At 40.2% G+C, this 21631-nt stretch carries 21 protein-coding genes and 1 riboswitch; of the genes, 19 read left to right on the forward strand and 2 right to left on the reverse strand.

What is annotated here, in order from left to right; all coding sequences use genetic code 11:
* Positions 1-539: 539 nt before the first annotated feature.
* From CZ487_RS02630 to purD, 14 genes are all read left to right on the forward strand, one after another.
* Positions 540-1082 carry a DUF2179 domain-containing protein gene (locus CZ487_RS02630; protein WP_077210693.1) on the forward strand — a complete coding sequence of 181 codons (543 nt, stop codon included), beginning with the start codon at positions 540-542 and terminating at the stop codon, positions 1080-1082.
* Positions 1079-1285, forward strand: a complete 207-nt coding sequence (locus tag CZ487_RS02635; protein WP_077210694.1) for an NETI motif-containing protein — start codon at positions 1079-1081, stop codon at positions 1283-1285. The genes CZ487_RS02630 and CZ487_RS02635 overlap by 4 nt, the downstream gene beginning before the upstream one ends.
* 147 nt (positions 1286-1432) lie before the next feature.
* A riboswitch (purine riboswitch) is annotated at positions 1433-1533 on the forward strand.
* Between the two features lie 129 nt (positions 1534-1662).
* Complete coding sequence (purE, locus tag CZ487_RS02640) at positions 1663-2151, forward strand: 5-(carboxyamino)imidazole ribonucleotide mutase (RefSeq protein ID WP_077210695.1); 489 nt, start codon at positions 1663-1665, stop codon at positions 2149-2151.
* Positions 2138-3292 carry a 5-(carboxyamino)imidazole ribonucleotide synthase gene (gene purK / locus CZ487_RS02645; protein ID WP_202617775.1) on the forward strand — a complete coding sequence of 385 codons (1155 nt, stop codon included), beginning with the start codon at positions 2138-2140 and terminating at the stop codon, positions 3290-3292. The genes purE and purK overlap by 14 nt, the downstream gene beginning before the upstream one ends.
* A 3-nt stretch (positions 3293-3295) precedes the next feature.
* Positions 3296-4588: an adenylosuccinate lyase gene (gene purB, locus CZ487_RS02650; protein WP_077210696.1), complete on the forward strand. Its 1293-nt coding sequence runs from the start codon at positions 3296-3298 to the stop codon at positions 4586-4588.
* A gap of 134 nt (positions 4589-4722) precedes the next feature.
* Positions 4723-5448, forward strand: a complete 726-nt coding sequence (purC, locus tag CZ487_RS02655) for a phosphoribosylaminoimidazolesuccinocarboxamide synthase (protein ID WP_077211831.1) — start codon at positions 4723-4725, stop codon at positions 5446-5448.
* A complete protein-coding gene (gene purS / locus CZ487_RS02660; RefSeq protein WP_077210697.1) occupies positions 5436-5690 on the forward strand; it encodes a phosphoribosylformylglycinamidine synthase subunit PurS in 255 nt (84 codons plus the stop codon). Before purC ends, purS begins: the two co-directional genes overlap by 13 nt.
* Positions 5687-6373, forward strand: a complete 687-nt coding sequence (gene purQ / locus CZ487_RS02665; RefSeq protein ID WP_077210698.1) for a phosphoribosylformylglycinamidine synthase subunit PurQ — start codon at positions 5687-5689, stop codon at positions 6371-6373. Before purS ends, purQ begins: the two co-directional genes overlap by 4 nt.
* Positions 6354-8576, forward strand: a complete 2223-nt coding sequence (gene purL, locus CZ487_RS02670; protein WP_077210699.1) for a phosphoribosylformylglycinamidine synthase subunit PurL — start codon at positions 6354-6356, stop codon at positions 8574-8576. The genes purQ and purL overlap by 20 nt, the downstream gene beginning before the upstream one ends.
* Positions 8561-9973, forward strand: a complete 1413-nt coding sequence (purF, locus tag CZ487_RS02675) for an amidophosphoribosyltransferase (protein ID WP_077210700.1) — start codon at positions 8561-8563, stop codon at positions 9971-9973. The genes purL and purF overlap by 16 nt, the downstream gene beginning before the upstream one ends.
* A 97-nt stretch (positions 9974-10070) precedes the next feature.
* Positions 10071-11114 carry a phosphoribosylformylglycinamidine cyclo-ligase gene (purM, locus tag CZ487_RS02680; RefSeq protein ID WP_077210701.1) on the forward strand — a complete coding sequence of 348 codons (1044 nt, stop codon included), beginning with the start codon at positions 10071-10073 and terminating at the stop codon, positions 11112-11114.
* Entirely contained in the window at positions 11111-11689 is a 579-nt protein-coding gene (purN, locus tag CZ487_RS02685; protein WP_077210702.1) for a phosphoribosylglycinamide formyltransferase, read from the forward strand. The genes purM and purN overlap by 4 nt, the downstream gene beginning before the upstream one ends.
* The gene (purH, locus tag CZ487_RS02690; protein WP_077210703.1) at positions 11686-13224 is read left to right on the forward strand and encodes a bifunctional phosphoribosylaminoimidazolecarboxamide formyltransferase/IMP cyclohydrolase; all 1539 of its coding nucleotides are present in this window, start codon (positions 11686-11688) and stop codon (positions 13222-13224) included. The genes purN and purH overlap by 4 nt, the downstream gene beginning before the upstream one ends.
* A gap of 17 nt (positions 13225-13241) precedes the next feature.
* Positions 13242-14498: a phosphoribosylamine--glycine ligase gene (gene purD / locus CZ487_RS02695; RefSeq protein WP_077210704.1), complete on the forward strand. Its 1257-nt coding sequence runs from the start codon at positions 13242-13244 to the stop codon at positions 14496-14498.
* On the opposite strand, the gene CZ487_RS27835 is transcribed toward purD, so the two are convergent.
* Positions 14491-14607: an EYxxD motif small membrane protein gene (locus CZ487_RS27835; RefSeq protein WP_337189724.1), complete on the reverse strand. Its 117-nt coding sequence runs from the start codon at positions 14605-14607 to the stop codon at positions 14491-14493. The two genes, purD and CZ487_RS27835, sit on opposite strands and share 8 nt — an antisense overlap.
* A gap of 81 nt (positions 14608-14688) precedes the next feature.
* Entirely contained in the window at positions 14689-14997 is a 309-nt protein-coding gene (locus CZ487_RS02700; protein ID WP_077210705.1) for a YgaP family membrane protein, read from the reverse strand.
* Between the two features lie 191 nt (positions 14998-15188).
* Between CZ487_RS02700 and CZ487_RS02705 the strand changes: the two genes are divergently transcribed.
* The 5 genes from CZ487_RS02705 to pcrA all read left to right on the forward strand — a co-directional run bounded on the left by CZ487_RS02705 (position 15189) and on the right by pcrA (position 21622).
* Positions 15189-16931 (forward strand): adenine deaminase C-terminal domain-containing protein, encoded by a 1743-nt coding sequence (locus CZ487_RS02705; protein ID WP_202617776.1) that lies wholly within the window; start codon positions 15189-15191, stop codon positions 16929-16931.
* A 126-nt stretch (positions 16932-17057) separates the two neighbouring features.
* Positions 17058-18128 carry a DUF3048 domain-containing protein gene (locus CZ487_RS02710; protein ID WP_077210707.1) on the forward strand — a complete coding sequence of 357 codons (1071 nt, stop codon included), beginning with the start codon at positions 17058-17060 and terminating at the stop codon, positions 18126-18128.
* A gap of 33 nt (positions 18129-18161) precedes the next feature.
* Complete coding sequence (locus CZ487_RS02715) at positions 18162-18464, forward strand: YerC/YecD family TrpR-related protein (RefSeq protein ID WP_077210708.1); 303 nt, start codon at positions 18162-18164, stop codon at positions 18462-18464.
* A 183-nt stretch (positions 18465-18647) separates the two neighbouring features.
* A complete protein-coding gene (gene pcrB, locus CZ487_RS02720; protein ID WP_077210709.1) occupies positions 18648-19346 on the forward strand; it encodes a heptaprenylglyceryl phosphate synthase in 699 nt (232 codons plus the stop codon).
* Between the two features lie 59 nt (positions 19347-19405).
* Positions 19406-21622, forward strand: coding sequence for a DNA helicase PcrA (gene pcrA / locus CZ487_RS02725; protein ID WP_077210710.1), 2217 nt, complete (start codon positions 19406-19408; stop codon positions 21620-21622).
* Positions 21623-21631: the final 9 nt, after the last annotated feature.

Raw genomic sequence — 21631 nt, forward strand, 5'->3', positions numbered from 1 at the left:
GACGTCGCCAGGCAGAGAGAGTATCTATTTTTAGATGCTCTTTTTTGTGCTTAAGAATGGAGTTGCGGATGTATCGGTAAGTTACGGATATAATCCGATTCTTACGGATAAACTGGGTAAAGTTGCGGATATATTTAAATTCTTACGGATAAAGCCCAAGAAGTTACGGATATCTCTTTATATTAGACTCTATTTTTCCCATAAAAGGTACCTTTGCCTAATGAATCTGCTGCTTTTCCATATATATCGGTCAGATTTAGAATATATCGGCCACTTTTTCAATATATCGGTCAGATTTTAATTATATCGGTCACTTTTCGATGTATATCGGTCAGCTCCCCTAAAACCTCAATCTGTCATCGCAACAAGATAGCCACGATAGAGAAAAACTCCATAAACTACACCAATTCAAAAAATCACCAAACTGCGTATTGCTTCAGCAAACAAGGAAAAAGTAAATATAAACAAAGACTGCATGATGGAAATTCTATTTTTTTCCTGTTACAATGGGCTTTCATGATGAATAAGGGGGAATTTTTTTGCTAGAGAATGGATTAATGATGGTTCTCATTATTTTAGTGATTAACATCGTATATGTCTCTTTTTTTACGATGCGTATGATTTTAACATTAAAAGGACAAAGATATCTAGCTGCCTTACTTAGTATGGTGGAAGTGGTCATTTATGTTATTGGTTTAGGTCTTGTCCTAGATAACTTGGATCAAATTCAAAACTTAATTGCTTATGCAGTGGGATATGGTATTGGTGTATTAGTAGGAATGAAGATTGAAGAGAAGTTGGCGTTAGGCTATATTACTGTAAATGTGATTACAAAAGAATATGACAGAGACCTGCCCAAGGCTCTACGGGCGGAAGGTTATGGGGTTACCAATTGGGCGGCACATGGACTTGAAGGAGACCGGATGGCATTGCAAATTTTAACGCCAAGAAAGTACGAACTCAAGTTATATACAAAAATTAAAGAACTTGATCCAAAGGCATTTATTATCGCTTATGAACCGAAAACCATTTATGGTGGATTCTGGGTTAAATCCATTAAGAGGGGGAAATTATTTTCATGAGCAAATCTGCGCCAAAAAAATGCTTGTTTGAAGTCGAAGAAAATGAAACAATTGATCAGTGCTTAGATCGAATTAAAAAGGCGGGATATTTTCCTGTAAGGAGAACTGAAAAGCCAATTTTTAAGGAAGTAAAAGAAGGCTCTGAGACAAATTATGAACCGGCAGGGAGACAGATTGTCTTTGAAGCCAAGAAAATAGAATAGGTAAAAACCGAACGATGCTAGAGGTCACTTTTAGCATCGTTCGATTTTACTGTTGACACCATAGTGCAACCATTGTAAGATGTAGAAGGATAAACAGAAACGAGATATTAGGCATTAACGAAATTGTCAGATATAATAGCTGGAATAATTAAAAATTAAATAATTCCTCATATATAATGGGAATATGGCCCATAAGTTTCTACCCGGCAACCATAAATTGTCGGACTATGAGGAAAGTAAATATGACCGGAAAAGCGAGTGTGTTTGTGTTTTTTAAAAAGCCAAACACCGGATAAATGCCCGGACAGATTGCTTTCTCTCATAAAGAAATGCAGTCTGTCCGGGTTTTTTAATACGTTGAAAAGTGGAGGAGAAAAATGAAGCCACAAATAGCAGTCATCATGGGGAGCAAGTCTGATTGGGAAACAATGAAGCATGCATGTGACATCTTAGAAAAACTAGAAATTTCATATGAAAAGAAAGTCGTATCTGCACATCGAACACCAGACCTTATGTTTCAATTTGCCGAAGAAGCAAAAGGGCGGGGCATCAAAGTAATTATCGCCGGTGCTGGCGGAGCTGCCCATTTGCCCGGTATGGTTGCGGCTAAAACAACCCTCCCAGTAATAGGGGTGCCAGTTCAATCAAAGGCGTTGAATGGTCTAGATTCTTTGTTATCTATTGTTCAAATGCCTGGCGGCGTTCCGGTCGCAACTGTAGCAATCGGCAAAGCAGGAGCTACGAATGCGGGCCTCTTGGCTGCTCAAATTTTGGGAGCTTTCGATGAACAGGTTTCACAAAGGCTTGAAGCCATGAGAGAGGAAACGAAAAAGGCTGTATTAGAAAGTAGTGATGAGCTTGACTAATAAAGTTATACTACCTGGACAAACGATTGGCATCATCGGCGGAGGACAGCTTGGGAAAATGATGGCTCTTGTTGCTAAAGCACAAGGATTTCGAATCGCTGTTCTTGATCCGACAGAGGACTCTCCTTGCGGTCAAGTATCTGATTATAAAATAGTGGCACCGTATAATGATTTAGATGCAATCAAAAGGTTAGCTGAAATCAGTGACGTTATCACATATGAATTCGAAAATATAGATGCAGAATGTTTGGCGTGGCTGTATCAAAATGCGTACGTACCTCAAGGAACAAAGTTATTAGCTTCTACTCAAAATCGAATTACAGAGAAAGAGGCAATTAGAAGCGCGGGTGTTGAGGTGGCGCCTTATGCTGTGATTGATAGCATAGACGATGTTTATCGTCATATTGATGATCTAGGTTATCCAGCAGTTTTGAAAACAGCAACTGGAGGATATGATGGAAAAGGCCAGCTCGTCATAAAGTCAGAGAAGGATATTCCCGAAGGCGAAGAATTAATCAACCGCGGGCCATGTGTCCTTGAGAAATGGGTTCCTTTTGAAAAAGAAATTTCGGTAATTGTCACACGTAATCCAGATGGAGAAACAGCTGTTTTTCCAGTAGGGGAGAACATTCATAGGGATAATATTCTTCACGAAACTATTGTTCCTGCACGAGTGGATGAAGCGGCAAAAGAGAAAGCTATAGGTATAGCCAAAAGGCTCGCTGGTTCATTCCAGCTGGTGGGAACACTGGCAGTAGAAATGTTCTTAACGGCTGAAGGAGCAATTTTTGTTAACGAATTAGCGCCAAGACCGCATAATTCAGGGCATTATTCAATTGAAGCTTGCGAGACCTCTCAGTTTGAGCAGCATGTTCGAGCTGTGTGCAATTGGCCGCTTGGAAGCACCGATTTATTAAAGCCGGTAGTGATGGTCAACATCCTTGGTGAACACCAGGAAGATGTACTAAATTACCTTCCAAAGGCAAAAGATTGGAAAATCCATTTTTATGGAAAAGCGGAACCAAAGGTAAAAAGAAAAATGGGGCACATCACCATTTTAAAAGAGTCGATTGAAGACGCGCTTGAAGAAATAGAGCAAAGTGGAATTTGGGAAACATCTAAAGAAAAGATCGGGGGATAAGTTATGATTGAACGCTATACAAGACCTGAAATGGGTGCGATTTGGACGGAAGAGAATCGGTTTAAAGCTTGGTTAGAGGTTGAAATTTTAGCCTGTGAGGCATGGAGTGAGCTTGGAGATATTCCGAAAGAAGATGTAAAAAAGCTTCGTGAAAATGCTTCTTTCGACATTAACCGCATTAAAGAAATCGAGGAAGAAACAAGACATGATGTAGTGGCGTTTACTCGTGCAGTTTCTGAAACACTAGGCGAGGAAAGAAAGTGGGTTCATTACGGTTTAACTTCTACAGATGTAGTTGACACAGCCCTTTCTTATTTAATCAAGCAAGCTAATGGAATTCTTTTAACAGACATAGAGAACTTTGTTGAAATCTTAAAAAATAAAGCGCAAGAACATAAGTATACCGTAATGATGGGGCGTACCCATGGGGTTCATGCAGAACCGACTACTTTTGGTTTGAAACTGGCTCTTTGGTATGAAGAAATGAAACGAAATCTTGAGAGATTTAAAGCAGCTGCGGCAGGAGTGGAATTCGGAAAAATCTCCGGTGCGGTAGGAACGTATGCAAATATTAACCCATTTGTAGAAAAATATGTATGTGAAAAGCTTGGAATCCAGCCAGCGCCGATTTCTACACAAACATTACAGCGTGATCGTCATGCCCATTATATGTCGACGATTGCATTAATTGCGACTTCAATTGAGAAATTTGCTGTCGAAATTCGCGGTCTTCAAAAGAGTGAAACACGTGAGGTGGAAGAATTCTTTGCGAAAGGTCAAAAAGGTTCATCTGCAATGCCTCATAAGCGAAATCCAATCGGTTCTGAAAATATGACGGGGCTTGCACGTGTGATTCGCGGTCATATGTTAACAGCTTATGAAAATGTTCCATTATGGCATGAACGTGATATATCCCACTCTTCTGCAGAAAGAATCATCTTACCTGATGCGACAATTGCATTAAATTACATGTTAAATCGCTTTGGAAATATCGTGAAGAACCTAACGGTGTTCCCTGAAAATATGAAGCGCAATATGGATCGTACGCTAGGTCTTATCTATTCTCAACGTGTTCTTTTAGCACTGATCGATAAAGGCTTACCACGTGAAGAAGCATACGATACGGTTCAGCCTAGAGCAATGGAAGCATGGGAAAAACAAGTACCTTTCAGAAGCTTAATTGAGGCCGATGAGACAATCACTGCTAAGCTTTCACCAGCAGAGATTGAAGATTGCTTCGACTATAACTATCACTTAAAACATGTTGATACAATTTTTGACCGCTTAGGACTGTAATTGCCAAAAAACTATTAAGTGTCCATACCGGGAAGACAGTGTCTTTTGATGGTACCAGGTACCATTGGGGTACCATCGAGGGCGCTTTGTATATAGATGATTCCCGATTTTCGTAATAAGGAGGCTCTCTTATGGTGGAGCAAGGAGCATTGTTATATGAAGGAAAAGCGAAAAAGGTGTACGCAACAAACGATGAAAATTTAGTTTGGTTAGAGTACAAGGACTCTGCTACAGCCTTTAATGGTGAAAAGAAAGCTGAAATTACTGGAAAGGGGCGCTTGAATAATGAAATTACTAGTTTGTTATTTTCAAAGCTCCAAGAAGAGGGAATTTCATCACACTTCGTAGAAAAACTTTCCGAAACAGAGCAGATTGTAAAAAAAGTATCGATTATTCCTTTGGAAACAGTAGTCAGAAATGTTGCTGCAGGCAGCTTTTCTAAGCGATTGGGGATACAAGAAGGGAAACCATTAACAAAGCCGATTGTGGAATTTTACTATAAAGATGATGCCTTAGGGGATCCGTTCATTACAGATGATATTGTATATGAACTAAAGTTAGCTACAGAAGAAGAGGTAGCACTGCTAAAACAAAAAGCACTTCAAGTCAATGAAGTACTAAGTGAATTTTTTGATGGGTTAGGAATTCTCCTAGTCGATTTCAAGCTTGAGTTTGGGAAAGATGAGCAAGGTGAAGTGCTGCTTGCAGATGAGATTTCACCGGACACTTGCCGCCTATGGGATAAAGAGACGAATGAGAAGCTTGATAAGGATGTATTCCGCCGCGATTTAGGGAACTTAACAGAGGCTTACGAAAATATTTTAACTAGACTAGGAGGAAGTCCAGCATGTTCAAAGTAAAAGTTTACGTGACTTTAAGAGAAAGTGTTCTAGATCCACAAGGAGCAGCAGTAAAGCATTCATTACAATCACTCAACTATAATGAAGTATCTGAGGTGCGTATCGGTAAATATATGGAATTAACAATAGAAAAGTCAGAACGTAATGTAGAAGATGTGGTGAAGGAAGTGTGTGACCGATTACTAGCAAACCCTGTCATTGAAGACTATCGATACGAAATCGAGGAGGTTGTTGCACAGTGAAGTTCGCGGTCATTGTATTCCCAGGTTCCAACTGTGATATCGACATGTATCACGCCATCAAAGACGAGTTAGGTGAAGAAGTCGAATACGTTTGGCATGATGCTGATAGTTTAGAAGGCTTTGACGGAATTCTTTTACCAGGAGGATTCTCTTATGGAGACTACTTACGATCTGGTGCGATAGCCCGTTTCAGCAACGTTATGAAAGAGGTAATTAAAGCTGCGGAAGCAGGCAAACCGGTACTAGGTGTTTGCAACGGTTTTCAGGTTCTCTTGGAAAGCGGCTTGCTTCCAGGTGCAATGAGACGAAATGAAAGCTTAAAGTTCATCTGCCGTCCAACGGCATTAAAAGTTCAAAACAATAATACAATGTTCAGCTCCGAGTACCAGGAAGGTGAAGTTATCACAGTTCCAATTGCTCATGGTGAAGGAAACTATTATTGTGACGAAGAGACACTACAGCAGCTAAAAGAGAACAATCAAATTGTCTTTACGTATGAAAATAACCCAAATGGAAGCTTAGAAAATATTGCTGGGATCATCAATGAAAATGGAAATGTCCTAGGCATGATGCCCCATCCTGAAAGAGCAGTAGATGAACTTTTAGGAGGAGCAGATGGTTTGAAATTATTCCGATCAATCGTTAAACAATGGAGGGAAGCAAATGTCATCACTAATGCTTGAGCCAAGTCCAGAACAAATTAAAAAAGAAAAAATCTACCAAGAGATGGGTTTGTCCGATGAAGAATTTGCGATGGTCGAGAAGACACTAGGCCGAACTCCTAATTACACAGAAACAGGATTATTCTCTGTTATGTGGTCTGAGCACTGCTCTTATAAAAATTCAAAGCCAGTTCTAAAGAAGTTCCCGACAAAAGGAGAACATGTTCTTCAAGGTCCTGGTGAGGGTGCTGGAATTGTTGATATCGGTGATGAGCAAGCCGTTGTTTTTAAAATCGAAAGTCACAACCACCCATCTGCAATTGAACCATACCAGGGTGCGGCAACAGGTGTCGGCGGTATCATCCGTGATGTATTCTCAATGGGGGCAAGACCAATTGCTCTATTAAACTCTCTACGCTTTGGAGAACTTGATGCATCAGCACGCGTCCGCTATCTTTTTAAAGAAGTAGTGGCGGGAATTGCTGGTTACGGAAACTGCATCGGAATCCCAACAGTGGGTGGAGAAATTCAATTTGACCCATGCTATGAAGGAAATCCACTTGTCAATGCCATGTGTGTCGGCTTAATCGATCATAAGGATATTAAAAAAGGCCAGGCGCACGGTGTCGGAAATACAGTGATGTACGTTGGGGCGAAAACAGGCCGTGACGGAATCCACGGGGCAACCTTTGCTTCAGAAGAACTAACAGAAGCTTCTGATGAAAAGCGTCCAGCCGTTCAAGTTGGCGATCCTTTCATGGAAAAATTATTAATCGAAGCTTGCTTAGAGTTAATCCAATCTGATGCGCTTGTTGGTATTCAGGATATGGGAGCGGCAGGACTTACAAGCTCTTCTGCTGAGATGGCGAGTAAAGCTGGATCTGGTATTGAAATGAATTTAGACTTAGTTCCACAGCGCGAAACAGGCATGACAGCTTATGAAATGATGCTTTCAGAATCGCAAGAACGCATGCTGATTGTTGTGAAAAAAGGCAGAGAGCAAGAAATCGTTGATTTATTCTCTAAATATGATTTAGAGGCGGTAGCGATTGGTCAAGTTACAGAGGACAAAATGCTTCGCCTTGTACACAACGGTGAAGTAGTGGCGAATGTACCAGCAGATGCACTTGCTGAAGATGCACCTGTATATCATAAGCCATCAAGAGAGCCTCAATACTTTGGTGAGTTCCAAGCAATGGATAATGATATTCCAGCGGTTGATGATTATAATGAAACATTAGTAAATTTATTAAAACAGCCTACTATCGCAAGCAAGGAATGGGTTTACGATCAATATGACTATATGGTACGTACGAATACAGTTGTAGCACCTGGTTCTGATGCAGCTGTTGTGCGCATTCGCGGTACGGAGAAGGCATTAGCGATGACAACAGACTGTAACTCTCGCTACGTTTTCCTAGATCCAGAAACAGGCGGGAAAATCGCTGTTGCTGAAGCAGCAAGAAATATCGTCGCTTCCGGTGGTAAACCGCTGGCGATTACAGATTGCTTAAACTTCGGTAACCCTGAAAAACCTGAAGTTTTCTGGCAGTTTGAGAAAGCGGCTGAAGGAATGAGTGCCGCATGCTCGGTGCTGAATACTCCTGTAATTGGAGGAAACGTATCATTATATAACGAAACAAACGGAACAGCTGTCTACCCAACTCCTGTTGTCGGTATGATGGGCTTAGTTGAGCATCTCAACCATATAACAACTCAAGACTTTAAAGCTGAGGGTGACCTTATTTATCTAGTAGGAGAAACAAAAGATGAATTTGGCGGCAGTGAGCTTCAGAAAATGACGTACGGAAGAATTTTTGGAAAAGCTCCTGAATTGAATTTGGAAAAAGAAGAAAAAGTTCAAAAACAAGTGTTAACTGCAATTCAAAGAGGTTTGGTTGCTTCTGCACATGACCTTGCTGAAGGCGGTCTTGGTGTGGCATTAGCAGAAAGCTTAATGGGAAGCAAAACCCTCGGTGCCAAGGTTAAAGTATCTGGAAATTCAACATCTGCTTTATTCAGCGAATCACAATCACGTTTCCTAGTTTCTGTGAAGAAAGAAGACAGACAGCAGTTTGAAAGTTTAGTAGATGCAAGTTTAATTGGAGAAGTAACGAATAATGGTTCACTTCTTATCTCTTCTGATCAAGAAGACGTGATTAACCTTCAAGTAGAGGAACTAAGAAGTGCTTGGAAAGGAGCTATTCCATGCTTGCTGAAATAAGAGGTTTAAATGAAGAGTGTGGGATTTTTGGTGTTTGGGGACATCCTGAAGCAGCCCAATTAACCTACTACGGTCTTCATAGCTTACAGCACAGAGGTCAAGAGGGCACCGGTATGGTTGTGACAGACGGTGAAAATCTTAAAACAGTAAAAGGGGAAGGACTAGTTTCTGAGATTTTCACTTCTGAGGCAATGGAACAACTATCTGGTAAAGCAGCAATCGGCCATGTTCGTTATGCGACAGCAGGCGGAAGCGGTTATGAGAATGTACAGCCATTACAATTTAACTTCCAAACAGGAAGCCTTGCTTTAGCACATAATGGTAATCTTGTGAATGCAACAGCATTAAAGCATCAGCTTGAAGCGCAGGGAAGTATTTTTCAAACAAGTTCTGATACGGAAGTTTTAGCGCATTTAATTAGACGTGCTGGCTTTCCTCAATTAAAGGATCAGGTGAAAAACGCCTTATCAATGATAAAAGGTGCTTATGCATTCTTAATTCTGACCGAAAATGAATTAATGGTTGCACTAGATCCCAATGGAATGCGCCCTTTATCGATTGGTATGCTCGGCGGTTCTTATGTAGTTGCTTCTGAAACATGCGCGCTGGATATCATCGGTGCTGAGTTCGTTCGTGATGTTACTGCGGGTGAATTGGTCATTATCAATGATGAGGGAATCAGATCTGAACTATATGCACTGCCTTCCAATCAAGCGATGTGTACAATGGAATATGTATACTTCTCTCGCCCAGATAGCAATATTCTTGGAATTAATGTTCATACAGCACGTAAGAATATGGGGAAAAAACTAGCGCAGGAAGTACAGATTGAAGCGGATGTTGTCACAGGCGTGCCGGATTCTAGTATATCAGCCGCGATCGGTTATGCAGAAGCGTCTGGAATTCCATACGAGATGGGACTAATTAAAAATAAATATGTTGGCAGAACGTTTATTCAGCCATCCCAATCCCTGCGAGAACAGGGTGTGAAAATGAAGCTTTCAGCTGTTCGCGGTGTTGTAGAGGGAAAACGAGTCGTTATGGTAGATGATTCCATCGTTCGAGGTACGACAAGCCGAAGAATTGTGAGGATGTTAAAACAAGCGGGTGCAACGGAGGTTCACGTTGTTATCAGTTCACCTCCTATCAAAAATCCTTGCTTCTATGGAATCGATACATCGACGAAAGAAGAGTTAATGGCGGCGAGCCACTCTGTTGAGGAAATGAGAGAAGAAATTGGTGCTGACACACTGACTTTTCTAAGCGTTGAAGGAATGCTTGAAGCAATCGGAAATCAAAGCACGGATGAAAATTGCGGACAATGTCTGGCCTGCTTTACTGGTAAATATCCAACGGAAATTTACCCAAGTACAATTCATCCATATGAAAAAGTATAAGGAAGTGCAATAAATGGGATAGCGGCATATTTATGATGTCGCTATTCTTTCCTATAAAAGATACGTGAATAGCTCACATGATAGAGGAGGAAATATTTTGGCCAACGCTTATAAACAGGCAGGAGTAAATATTGAAGCAGGCTATGAGGCAGTTTCAAGAATGAAGAAGCATGTCCAAAAAACGATGCGTCCAGGAGTTCTTGGAGGACTAGGCGGATTTGGGGGAATGTTTGATCTTTCTTCTCTTAATTTAAAAGAGCCTGTGCTTGTATCAGGCACGGATGGAGTCGGAACGAAGCTGATGCTTGCCTTTATGATGGATAAGCATGATACGATTGGAATCGATGCTGTTGCAATGTGCGTGAACGATATTGTTGTTCAAGGTGCTGAACCAATCTATTTCTTAGATTATATTGCATGTGGCAAAGCGGAACCTTCCAAGATTGAAGATATTGTAAAGGGAATTGCTGATGGCTGTGAACAGGCGGGATGCGCTTTAGTCGGCGGAGAAACAGCAGAAATGCCTGGAATGTACAGTGAAGAAGAATACGATTTAGCAGGTTTTTCTGTAGGTGCTGTCGAGAAGTCAGCGATTGTAACAGGAGAGAACATTCAAGAGGGAGATGTTCTGATCGGATTAGCATCAAGTGGAATCCACAGTAATGGATACTCTTTAGTTCGTAAAATATTTTTTGATGGAGCCAAGATGTCTTTAACTGACTATGTTGATGAGTTGGGCTGCACACTTGGAGAAGAACTTCTCCGTCCTACAAAGATTTATGTGAAGCCTATTCTGGAAGCTTTAAGAAGGTATGAAATTAAAGGCATGGCCCATATTACTGGAGGCGGATTCGTAGAAAATATTCCTAGAATGCTGCCAGAAGGACTTGGTGCGCATCTGGATGAAAGCAACTGGACTGTTCCCCCGGTATTTGAACTTATGGAAAAACTAGGTGAGTTGGATCGTAAAGAAATGTATAATATTTTTAATATGGGTACGGGCATGGTAGTCGCTGTAAAACCTGAATTAGCACAAGTAGTAATCGATCATTTTAATCAATCCGGAGAAAAGGCCTACAAAATCGGTGTTGTATGTAAAGAGGATGGAGTACAGATCGAAAACGCTGGAGGCAAAAAATGAAGAAAATAGCTGTTTTCGCTTCAGGCAGCGGCAGTAATTTTCAGGCGATTATTGATGCGGTTAAAGAAAGTAAGCTTCATGCTGAAATTAGCTTGTTAGTATGTGACAAGCGTGAAGCCTTTTGTATAGAACGTGCCGGGCAGGCTGGTATTCCTCAGTTTGTCTTTACGGCTAAGAATTATGCTGATAAAGCAGATTATGAAAGAGCTATTTTGCGTGAACTTGAAGGACTTGGTGTTGATTTCATTGTCTTAGCTGGATATATGAGATTAATTGGCACTACCTTACTTAGAAGCTATGAGGGGCGCATTGTGAACATTCACCCGTCTTTGCTCCCGGCATTCCCTGGAAAGGATGCCATTGGTCAAGCTTTAGCGGCAAAGGTGAAAGTCAGCGGTGTGACCGTACATTTTGTGGATGAGGGGATGGATACAGGCCCGATCATCGCACAGAAGGCGATTGAAATCGATGCCTCAGAAACAAAGGAAAGTTTACAAGCAAAAATTCATGCCATTGAACATGAGCTTTATCCAACAGTGTTACAAAACCTATTAAATGCAGGGGGATTATCATGACAAAAAAACGAGCATTAATTAGTGTATCTGATAAGAGTGGAGTGGCAGAATTTGCGAAGCAGCTTCATGAACTTGGATTTGAATTGATTAGTACAGGCGGAACGAAAAAAGCACTTGAGGAAAATGGTATCCCAGTTATCGGTGTTAGTGATGTAACAGGGTTTCCAGAAATTCTCGAAGGCCGTGTAAAGACGCTGAACCCGTTGGTACATGGCGGTTTATTGGCAAAGTTTTCTGAAGAAAGCCACATCAAACAAATGGCGGAGCATAATATTGAACCGATTCAATTAGTTTGTGTTAACTTATATCCTTTCCAACAGACAATTGCAAAGCCTGATGTGACGGTTGAGGATGCAATTGAAAACATCGATATCGGCGGACCAACTATGCTTCGTTCTTCTGCTAAAAACCATGAATATGTAACAGTTGTTGTTGACCCTGCGGACTACGGAGTGGTGATTGACGAGTTGAAAGCAGCTGGTGAAGTTCAAAAAGAAACACGCCGCAAGCTTGCTGCAAAAGTATTCCGTCATACCGCTGCATACGATGCTGTGATCGCAGAATATATGACAGACTTAGCTGGCGAGGATACTCCAGAAAAATTGACGGTTACGTATGAGTTAAAACAAACGCTGCGTTATGGCGAAAATCCACATCAAAAAGCGGCATTTTATCGTAAACCACTAGGCTCTGTTTTTTCAATTGCGAACGCAACGCAGCTGCATGGAAAAGAATTATCATACAATAATATCAATGATGCGGATGCAGCATTGCAGATTGTTAAAGAATTTGATGAGCCTGCAGCAGTTGCAGTGAAGCATATGAACCCGTGTGGAGTTGGTACAGGAGAAGATATTTTTAACGCTTTTAACAAAGCATTTGAAGCAGATCCTGTATCTATTTTCGGAGGAATTGTTGCATTAAATCGTGAAGTGGACGAGGCAACTGCTGAAAAACTCCATGAAATTTTCTTGGAAATTGTCATTGCCCCATCTTTCTCAGAAAAAGCAGTTGCTATTTTAACAGGAAAGAAGAATATTCGTCTGTTGACAATTCCATTTGATCAAGAACAAAAGCCTGAAGATAAGCTAACTTCAATTGAAGGCGGTCTTCTCGTACAAGATCGTGATGCGTATTCTTACGAAGATGCTGATATTACCGTTCCAACAAAGAGAGAGCCGACTGAAGAAGAATGGAAAGCACTGAAGCTTGGATGGAGCATCGTAAAGCATGTAAAATCAAATGCCATTGTCGTGAATGATGGAGATAAAACGCTTGGAATTGGTGCAGGACAAATGAATCGTGTTGGAGCAGCTAAGATTGCTCTTGAACAAGCTGGAGAAAAGGCAAATGGAGCTGCCTTGGCTTCAGATGCATTCTTCCCAATGGATGATACGGTTGAAGCGGCTGCAAAAGCTGGGATTACGGCTATTATCCAGCCTGGTGGATCGATCCGTGATGAAGACTCAATCAAGAAAGCAGACGAGTATGGAATTGCGATGGTATTTACTGGCGTAAGACATTTCAAACATTAATTTCCGGAGGTATCATGATGAATGTATTAGTGATTGGCCGCGGCGGACGTGAACATGCGATTTGTCGAAAAGTCAGTGAAAGTCCTCAAGTAGAACATGTATTTGCTGCACCTGGTAATGACGGGATGATCGACTTTGCTGAAATTGTGAATATTGCTGAAAACGAACAAGAACAACTGCTAGAATTTGCCCGTACTAAGGAAGTTGGTTTAACAATCATTGGTCCTGAAGTTCCATTGCTGGAAGGACTAGCAGATCGTTTTCAAGAAGCAGGGTTAGCTGTTTTTGGTCCAAATCAAAAGGCCGCAGAAATCGAGGGAAGCAAATCCTTTGCAAAGGATTTGATGAAAAAATACAAAATCCCGACTGCTGAATTTGAAGTGTTCTCGGATTATGAAGCTGCAAAAGCTTACGTAGAACAAAAGGGAGCACCGATTGTTATTAAAGCGGATGGACTTGCTGCAGGAAAAGGCGTAACGGTTGCTCTTGAATTGGATGAAGCATTAAAAAGCCTTGAAGATATGATGGTAAATGCAAAGTTTGGAGAAGCTTCATCGACCGTTGTTGTGGAAGAGTTTTTAAGCGGAGAAGAGTTTTCACTTATGGCATTTGTAAATGGTGAAAATGTCTATCCACTGGAAATTGCCCAAGATCACAAGAGAGCATTTGATGGGGATGAAGGTCCGAATACAGGGGGTATGGGTGCGTATTCACCTGTTCCGCAAATTGGTAACGAAACAGTGCAAATCGCGATTGAAACAGTTTTAAAACCAACCGCTAAGGCAATGGTTCAAGAGGGAAGAAGTTTCTGCGGCGTATTGTATGCTGGTCTTATTAAAACAGAACAGGGACCAAAGGTTATCGAATTTAATGCTCGTTTTGGCGATCCAGAAACGCAAGTGGTGCTGCCGCGAATGGATTCGGACTTAGTTCAAGTAATGCTTGATGTTATAAACGGTGAGACACCACAAATTAAGTGGGATGAACAATCTATGATCGGTGTGGTTGTTGCATCAAAAGGGTACCCTGAAAGCTATGAAAAAGGTGCTGTTCTATCTGGACTGCAAGAAATTGGCTCAGAGCAATATGTATTCCATGCTGGCACAATGAAAAATGAACAGGACGATTATGTTACAAATGGCGGGCGTGTACTATTAGTTGGCGCTAAGGCAGCTACTTTAAAGGATGCCCAGTCTAAGGCTTATAAAGAATTAGAAAAGTTAAACTGTGATGGTGTGTTTTATCGAAAAGATATCGGATTTAAAGCTATCTAGCTCCGCGTCTTTTATTTGTTCTTTTCATGTACGCATATAACAGCGCGACAATACTTCCTATTAAGATGATTAAGACAAAAGATAAATCTGAAACGTATTCCCAAAACATTTGATCAGCTCCTTTTATGGTGTCCTCCCTATTTTAAGGGGGGACACATTAATATATAAGACTTGGTTCAACCCTTAATCATTACATTTCAGGGATGACAGGCCGGTCAGTTTGTTCTTTTGATTCGTCTTTCAGACTAGACTGAAAGCCGCTTTGTTGTTCTTTGTTGTTGCTGCCATTTTGAAAAAAAACTTGTTCAAATAATGCTGTAATAGGGCAATAACGGACAATTCCTTCGCCTACTTTCATGGCCCCAAGGATTGCGATCAATAGGTTAGAGTCTCTCCATGGCTGTTTCACCATTTTTGCTGTACTCCAAGCGAGCATCGTAAGCCCGCAGGTAATGCGAATTAGACTGTTTAAAATTCCAATATTCGGTTTGATATTCATACTGTTCACTCCTTCACAAAATAATAAATATTTTTCAGATTTCTTTAATGCGGTAAACCGTGATATGTGGTACTATATATAGAAGAACTTGAAAATGCTTACATTTACTGTAAAAAACTTAGAAACTAAGATTTCATTGAAAATATAGCCAATGTAACAAATCATCATAGCTATCAAAGGAGGAAAGCATTGTGCTGGAACAACGTTACCGTTGGAAGAATAAACACATTCGTGAACATGTATCCGTTTTAGACGGTAAACTATCACCTACGCTGCTTCTAAGAAATGCCCGTTATTTGAATCAGACATTCCGCAAATGGGTCACAGCTAATATCTGGATATATGAGGACCGCATTGTATATGTTGGTGATATGCTGCCACAAAATATTAGCAATTGTGAAGTAATTGATTGTACTGATTTGCTTCTTGTTCCAGGCTATATAGAACCACATAGTCATCCATTTCAGTTATATAATCCCCATTCATTAGCTCGTTATGCATCTCAATTTGGAACGACAACCTTAATAAATGACAATATGGTTCTTGTTTTGCAATTAGGAAAAAAGAAAGCGTTTTCGTTTCTGAAAGAAATGCAGAATATTCCTACAACAGTCTATTGGTGGTGCCGATTCGATGCTCAAACAGAAATTCAGCGGGAAGAGTTAACTTTTTCGCATAGTGATGTTAAATCATGGCTTGAGCATGATGCGGTTGTGCAAGGAGGAGAACTGACAGGCTGGCCAAAGCTGTTAGCTGGTGATGACTTGATGCTTCATTGGATTCAAGAAGCGAAAAGACTTGGAAAGAAGATTGAAGGCCACTTCCCAGGAGCTTCAGAAAGAACGCTTGCAAAAATGACGCTGCTTGGTGCTGATTGTGATCATGAGGCGATTTCCGGTAAAGAGGTATATGACCGGCTTATGCAGGGGTATACCGTATCCTTAAGGAATTCATCGATTCGTCCTGATTTACCTGTACTCCTTGATGAGATTCATGAACTAGGAATCAATCACTATGATAAGTTTATTTTTAATACAGATGGATCTTCTGCATCGTTTTATGAGCAGGGAATGACGGACCATATGATCCGCATCGCTATTGAAAAAGGAGTTCCTGTCATCGATGCTTATAATATGGCAACGATAAATGTGGCAAGATACTATAATTTTGAGCATTTGCACGGCAATATCGCCACCGGAAGAGTAGCCAATATTAATTTCTTAACCGACGAGAAAAACCCAACACCTGTATCTGTATTAGCGAAAGGAAAATGGGTGAAAAAAGAAGGTAAAGAGATTAATAATTATGAAGATTTAAAGTGGGATCAATTAGGCTTCGAACCTCTGAAACTAGATTATGATTTAACAAATGATGACATGCAGTTTTCAATGGCCTTTGGGGTTCAGATGGAAAGCTCGGTTATCACAAAGCCTTATTCGATCTCCATTGAAATGAACAATGAGGAATTGTCTGAAGATCATGATGAATGCTTCTTTATGCTATTAGATAAAAATGGTCAGTGGAGGATCAACACTGTTCTTAAAGGGTTTGCCAATAAACTCCAAGGTCTCGCCTGCTCATATTCCAATACAGGTGACATTATTTTGATTGGAAAAAACAAGACTGAAATGTTAAATGCCTTTAATCGTATGAAGGAAATCGGCGGGGGAATCGTCATTAGTGAGAGAAATGAGATTGTGTATGAACTTGCTCTTCCGCTTAAAGGTGTAATGTCAAATCGTCCAATACAATATTTAATTGAAAATGAGAAAAAGCTCTTTGAATATCTTAAAGAAAAAGGGTATCGTTTCCATGATCCTGTTTATTCATTATTGTTTTTAACATCAACACATTTGCCTTATATTCGTGTAACGCAACAAGGAGTATACGATGTTATGAATAAAATGGTACTCTTTCCAACGATAATGCGTTAAAATATAAAAGAGTGATAAATAATCATATACGGGTATTCGCTAACGTCATCGGTCACCAGTTCTTTTGGGCCTAACCTTTGACGTTCTCTCTTTTTGGCGAATCCGCTTTGTAATAAGGGGTGCACGATGATTAGAAAATGGCTGGCTGGGTCTATTTCAGCAATGATGCTTCTATCGGGCTGCGGAAATGATGAAGAAACGATGAAAGAGCATGAAGAAGTAGATACAGAAGAAGTAGTAAAAGTAGAAGAAGCAGTGGAAGAGGAGGTAGTTGAAGAACTGCCTTATGCTTATCCTGTTTCAGGTGTAGGAAGTGAAGAGGAGATTACGGGACGAGCTTATGCTGTTATGATTAATAACCACACAAAAGCTAGACCTCAATCCGGTATCAACAAGGCTGATGTTATTTATGAATTGCTTGCTGAGGGAAACGTCACAAGGTTTTTAGCGATATTCCAAAGTGAACATCCTGAAAGGATCGGTCCTGTCCGCAGTGCAAGGGATTATTATATTGAGCTGGCAAAAGGATATGATGCGCTTTATGTGGCGCATGGTTATAGTCCTGAAGCAAAGGAAATGCTAGAGAATAGATATGTCGATAATATTAATGGTATGGTGTATGATGGGACTTTGTTTAAGAGATCAAAAGATAGAGTAGCTCCTCATAATTCATACATTACAGCTGACGCTATTCTACAGGGCGCTGAAAAAGAAGGATATGATATGGAGCAAGCTCCGGATGCATTAAAGTTTCTATTAGAGGATGAGATAGAACTGCTTTCTGGCGATGTGGCGAATTCATTGTCTGTATCGTACTACAATTCATCATCCTTTCATGTTGAATATCAATATGACGAAGATCTTCAAAAATATAAGCGCTTTTCTGGCGGGGAATTAACGATAGATGCTGATTCAGGTGAACCAGTTCTATTAGATAATCTATTTATTGTTGAAACAAATCATCGTATTATTGATAATGTTGGAAGAAGGGATATTGACTTAACTTCTGGCGGAAATGCGTATTTAATCCAAAAAGGTTTGAAGAGGGAAGTCCAATGGGAAAATGTTGATGGAAAGATCCTTCCTGTTTCAAACGGACAAGCAGTTGGGCTTGTGCCGGGTAAGACATGGATTAATGTCATACCGTCGAGTCCGGGTTTAACGGAATCAGTATCAATTAATGAAAAAAGCCGATGACGCTATTATTTCTATTTTTAAAGGGGTAAAGATATGCAAATTGATAAGTTAAGAGGGAAAGAACTGGATCAGCTCTTTAATTCAATCTTGTCACTCAAAGATCTTGAAGAGTGTTATCGTTTCTTTGATGATTTATGTACGGTAAATGAAATTCAATCACTAGCTCAACGCTTAGAAGTAGCACGAATGCTTCGTGAAGGGAATACGTACCATAAGATTGAAACTGAAACGGGTGCGAGTACAGCAACGATTTCAAGGGTGAAACGCTGCTTGAATTATGGAAATGACGCATATGAGCTTGTTCTAGAGCGATTAAAGAATGAAGCGACTGAATAAATTGGAAAACCGAGAGATTCGTTAATCTTTCGGTTTTTTATTTGTTTTTTTTCAGGAACAGAGGAGTAGTCCTTTAGCTTTAAAATCTTTCACCTCATTCCCGCATACCGTATTTTCATTTTAGATTCCATTTAACAAATGTTATAATGGTGGAATGTAATACTTGAATGGAGGAAATTCAGCATGTACGATGTTCGCGAATGGCGCCATGCTTTCAAACTTGATCCAAATAAAGAAATTACTGAAAAAAATTTAGAAAAAATATGTGAGTCGGGTACAGATGCCATTATTGTCGGAGGTACCGACGATGTGACGTTAGAGAAAGTCTTAGATTTGATGGCAAGAATACGGCGTTATACCGTGCCATGCGTATTAGAAGTATCCAATATAGATTGTATTACCCCCGGGTTTGACCTTTATTTCATTCCCTCTGTCTTAAATAGTACGGATCCCAAATGGATTATCGATCTTCACCATAAAGCAGTCAAAGAATTTGGAGAAATTATGAACTGGGATGAGATTCTTGTTCAAGGATATTGCATTCTAAACGAGGAATGTAAAGCAGCAAAACTAACGAATGCTAAAACAGATCTGACTGATGAGGATGTTGCGGCATATGCGATGATTGCTGAAGAGATGTTCCACCTTCCGATATTTTACTTAGAGTACAGCGGTACATACGGAGATCCTAATATAGTCTCAAGAGCGAAGAAAGTATTGAAAAATACGACCATGTTTTATGGAGGCGGCATAGAAGATTATGATCAAGCCAAAGAGATGGCAGCCTATGCTGACGTAATTATCGTTGGCAACTCGGTTTATACAAACATGGAGAAAGCACTGGAAACGGTAAAAATAAAATCTCTATCAACGATTGATTGATTAAGCAGAACAGTTTACAATAAAAATAAGAACATTTGTTTGTATGGTGGTGGAAAGAAATGCAATATTTAACAGATAAATTACTGAACGGCCTTAACCCTGAACAGCAAAGGGCGGTTAAAACAACAGAAGGTCCGCTATTATTAATGGCAGGAGCAGGGAGTGGCAAGACTAGGGTTTTAACACATCGCATTGCGTATTTAATGGTGGAAAAGCAAGTGAACCCATATAATATTCTTGCAATTACTTTTACCAATAAAGCGGCCCGCGAAATGAAAGAACGGATTTATAAGATGATGGGCGGGGTTGCGGATGAAATATGGATTTCAACCTTCCATTCCATGTGTGTAAGAATTCTTAGAAGAGATATTGATCGAATCGGTTATAATCGGAACTTTACTATCTTAGATTCCACAGACCAGCAATCGGTCATTAAAAGCATCCTAAAAGAAAAAAATATTGACCCGAAAAAGTTTGATCCTCGTGCCATTCTAGGATCGATTAGTTCTGCCAAAAATGAATTAAGGACACCTGAGGATTATGCAAAAACGGCAGGGGGTTACTACGATCAAGTCGTTAGTGATGTCTATGGTTACTATCAAAAACGGCTCCAAAAGAATCAGGCGCTTGATTTTGATGACTTAATTATGGTTACAATTCAGTTATTTCAACGTGTTCCTGAAGTATTGGAATACTATCAGCGTAAATTTCAGTATATTCACGTTGATGAGTACCAGGATACAAACCGTGCACAATATATGCTAGTTAAGCTTCTGGCTAATCGGTTTCAAAATCTTTGTGTTGTCGGTGACTCGGATCAATCGATCTACCGCTGGCGTGGAGCAGATATCGCTAATATCTTATCATTTGAAAAAGACTATCCTAGGGCAAATGTTATACTACTTGAGCAAAACTATCGTTCAACAAAGACCATTCTATTCGCAGCGAACGAAGTTATTAAAAATAACCTCAATAGAAAACCTAAGAATCTGTGGACAGAGAATTCAGAAGGCAATAAAATATTCTATTATCGTGGCGATAGTGAACAGTCAGAAGCTCAATTTGTTACAGGTAAAATAAAAGAATTGGTTGATAGCGGCAAAAGAAAGTACTCGGAGATTGCTATTCTTTATCGCACAAATGCCCAATCCCGTGTAATGGAAGAAGTATTACTGAAATCGAACATAGAGTATTCCATTGTCGGGGGAATTAAATTCTATGATCGTAAAGAAATCAAGGATATGCTCGCTTACCTGCGTCTAATTGCAAATCCTGACGATGACATTAGTCTGCAAAGGGTCATCAATGTTCCGAAACGAGGCATCGGATCAAGTTCGGTTGACAAAATTGCTAACTTTGCCATTTTGCATGATATTTCGATGTATGATGCCCTTGCTTCGGTGGAGTTAATTGGGCTAAGTCCGAAAATCACAAAAGCAGCAGCTGAATTTCGTAAGTTGATTGAAGGCTATTCGAACATGCAGGAATATCTATCGGTAACTGAATTAGTAGAACAAGTTCTGGATAAAACAGGCTACAAAGATATGCTAAAAGCAGAGAAGTCAATTGAATCAGAGAGCCGTCTTGAAAACTTGGACGAGTTCTTATCTGTTACGAAGGCTTTTGAAGATGCTAGTGAAGACAAAAGCTTAATAGCCTTTTTAACAGATTTAGCACTTGTGGCTGATATTGATAAATTGGATGATGATGGTGAAAAAACAGATACAGTCGTGTTAATGACACTTCATTCTGCAAAGGGTCTTGAATTTCCAGTTGTCTTCTTAATGGGAATGGAAGAAGGGGTATTTCCTCATAGCCGTTCGCTAATGGAAGAAGCGGAAATGGAAGAAGAAAGACGTCTAGCCTACGTAGGTATTACAAGAGCAGAAGAGGAACTTTATATAACAAATGCCCAAATGAGGACTTTGTTCGGCCGTACTAATATGAATCCTCCATCACGCTTCATTAAAGAAATTCCAGAACATCTGCTTGAAGGAGTGCAGCCAAAGACGCATAAAAGAGCTGCATCAACAACCCTCGGTTCGCCTTCAAGACCTGCTCGAAGACCAGCAGTAACTAGACCAATTGCGGCTTCAACTGGCGGCGATGAAAACGAATGGAAAGTTGGAGACAAAGCCGAGCATGGAAAATGGGGAACTGGCACGGTTGTCAGTGTGAAAGGTTCAGGAGAAGGCACCGAGTTAGATATTGCTTTCCCAAGTCCGACTGGCATAAAACGATTACTAGCTAAGTTTGCTCCGATTAAAAAAGTGTAAATTGAAAGG

Source organism: Robertmurraya dakarensis (assembly GCF_900156875.1).
Lineage (GTDB): Bacteria > Bacillota > Bacilli > Bacillales > Cytobacillaceae > Robertmurraya > Robertmurraya dakarensis.

Coding starts and splice junctions, on each gene's coding strand:
- CZ487_RS02700 (WP_077210705.1), bottom strand. CDS start 14,997: ATGAATATCAAACCGAATATTGGAATTTTAAACAGTCTAATTCGCATT.
- purK (WP_202617775.1), top strand. CDS start 2,138: ATGAGCTTGACTAATAAAGTTATACTACCTGGACAAACGATTGGCATC.
- purE (WP_077210695.1), top strand. CDS start 1,663: ATGAAGCCACAAATAGCAGTCATCATGGGGAGCAAGTCTGATTGGGAA.
- CZ487_RS27835 (WP_337189724.1), bottom strand. CDS start 14,607: ATGTTTTGGGAATACGTTTCAGATTTATCTTTTGTCTTAATCATCTTA.
- CZ487_RS02710 (WP_077210707.1), top strand. CDS start 17,058: ATGATTAGAAAATGGCTGGCTGGGTCTATTTCAGCAATGATGCTTCTA.
- purF (WP_077210700.1), top strand. CDS start 8,561: ATGCTTGCTGAAATAAGAGGTTTAAATGAAGAGTGTGGGATTTTTGGT.
- CZ487_RS02635 (WP_077210694.1), top strand. CDS start 1,079: ATGAGCAAATCTGCGCCAAAAAAATGCTTGTTTGAAGTCGAAGAAAAT.
- purH (WP_077210703.1), top strand. CDS start 11,686: ATGACAAAAAAACGAGCATTAATTAGTGTATCTGATAAGAGTGGAGTG.
- purD (WP_077210704.1), top strand. CDS start 13,242: ATGAATGTATTAGTGATTGGCCGCGGCGGACGTGAACATGCGATTTGT.
- CZ487_RS02715 (WP_077210708.1), top strand. CDS start 18,162: ATGCAAATTGATAAGTTAAGAGGGAAAGAACTGGATCAGCTCTTTAAT.
- pcrB (WP_077210709.1), top strand. CDS start 18,648: ATGTACGATGTTCGCGAATGGCGCCATGCTTTCAAACTTGATCCAAAT.
- purS (WP_077210697.1), top strand. CDS start 5,436: ATGTTCAAAGTAAAAGTTTACGTGACTTTAAGAGAAAGTGTTCTAGAT.
- purN (WP_077210702.1), top strand. CDS start 11,111: ATGAAGAAAATAGCTGTTTTCGCTTCAGGCAGCGGCAGTAATTTTCAG.
- purB (WP_077210696.1), top strand. CDS start 3,296: ATGATTGAACGCTATACAAGACCTGAAATGGGTGCGATTTGGACGGAA.
- pcrA (WP_077210710.1), top strand. CDS start 19,406: ATGCAATATTTAACAGATAAATTACTGAACGGCCTTAACCCTGAACAG.
- purL (WP_077210699.1), top strand. CDS start 6,354: ATGTCATCACTAATGCTTGAGCCAAGTCCAGAACAAATTAAAAAAGAA.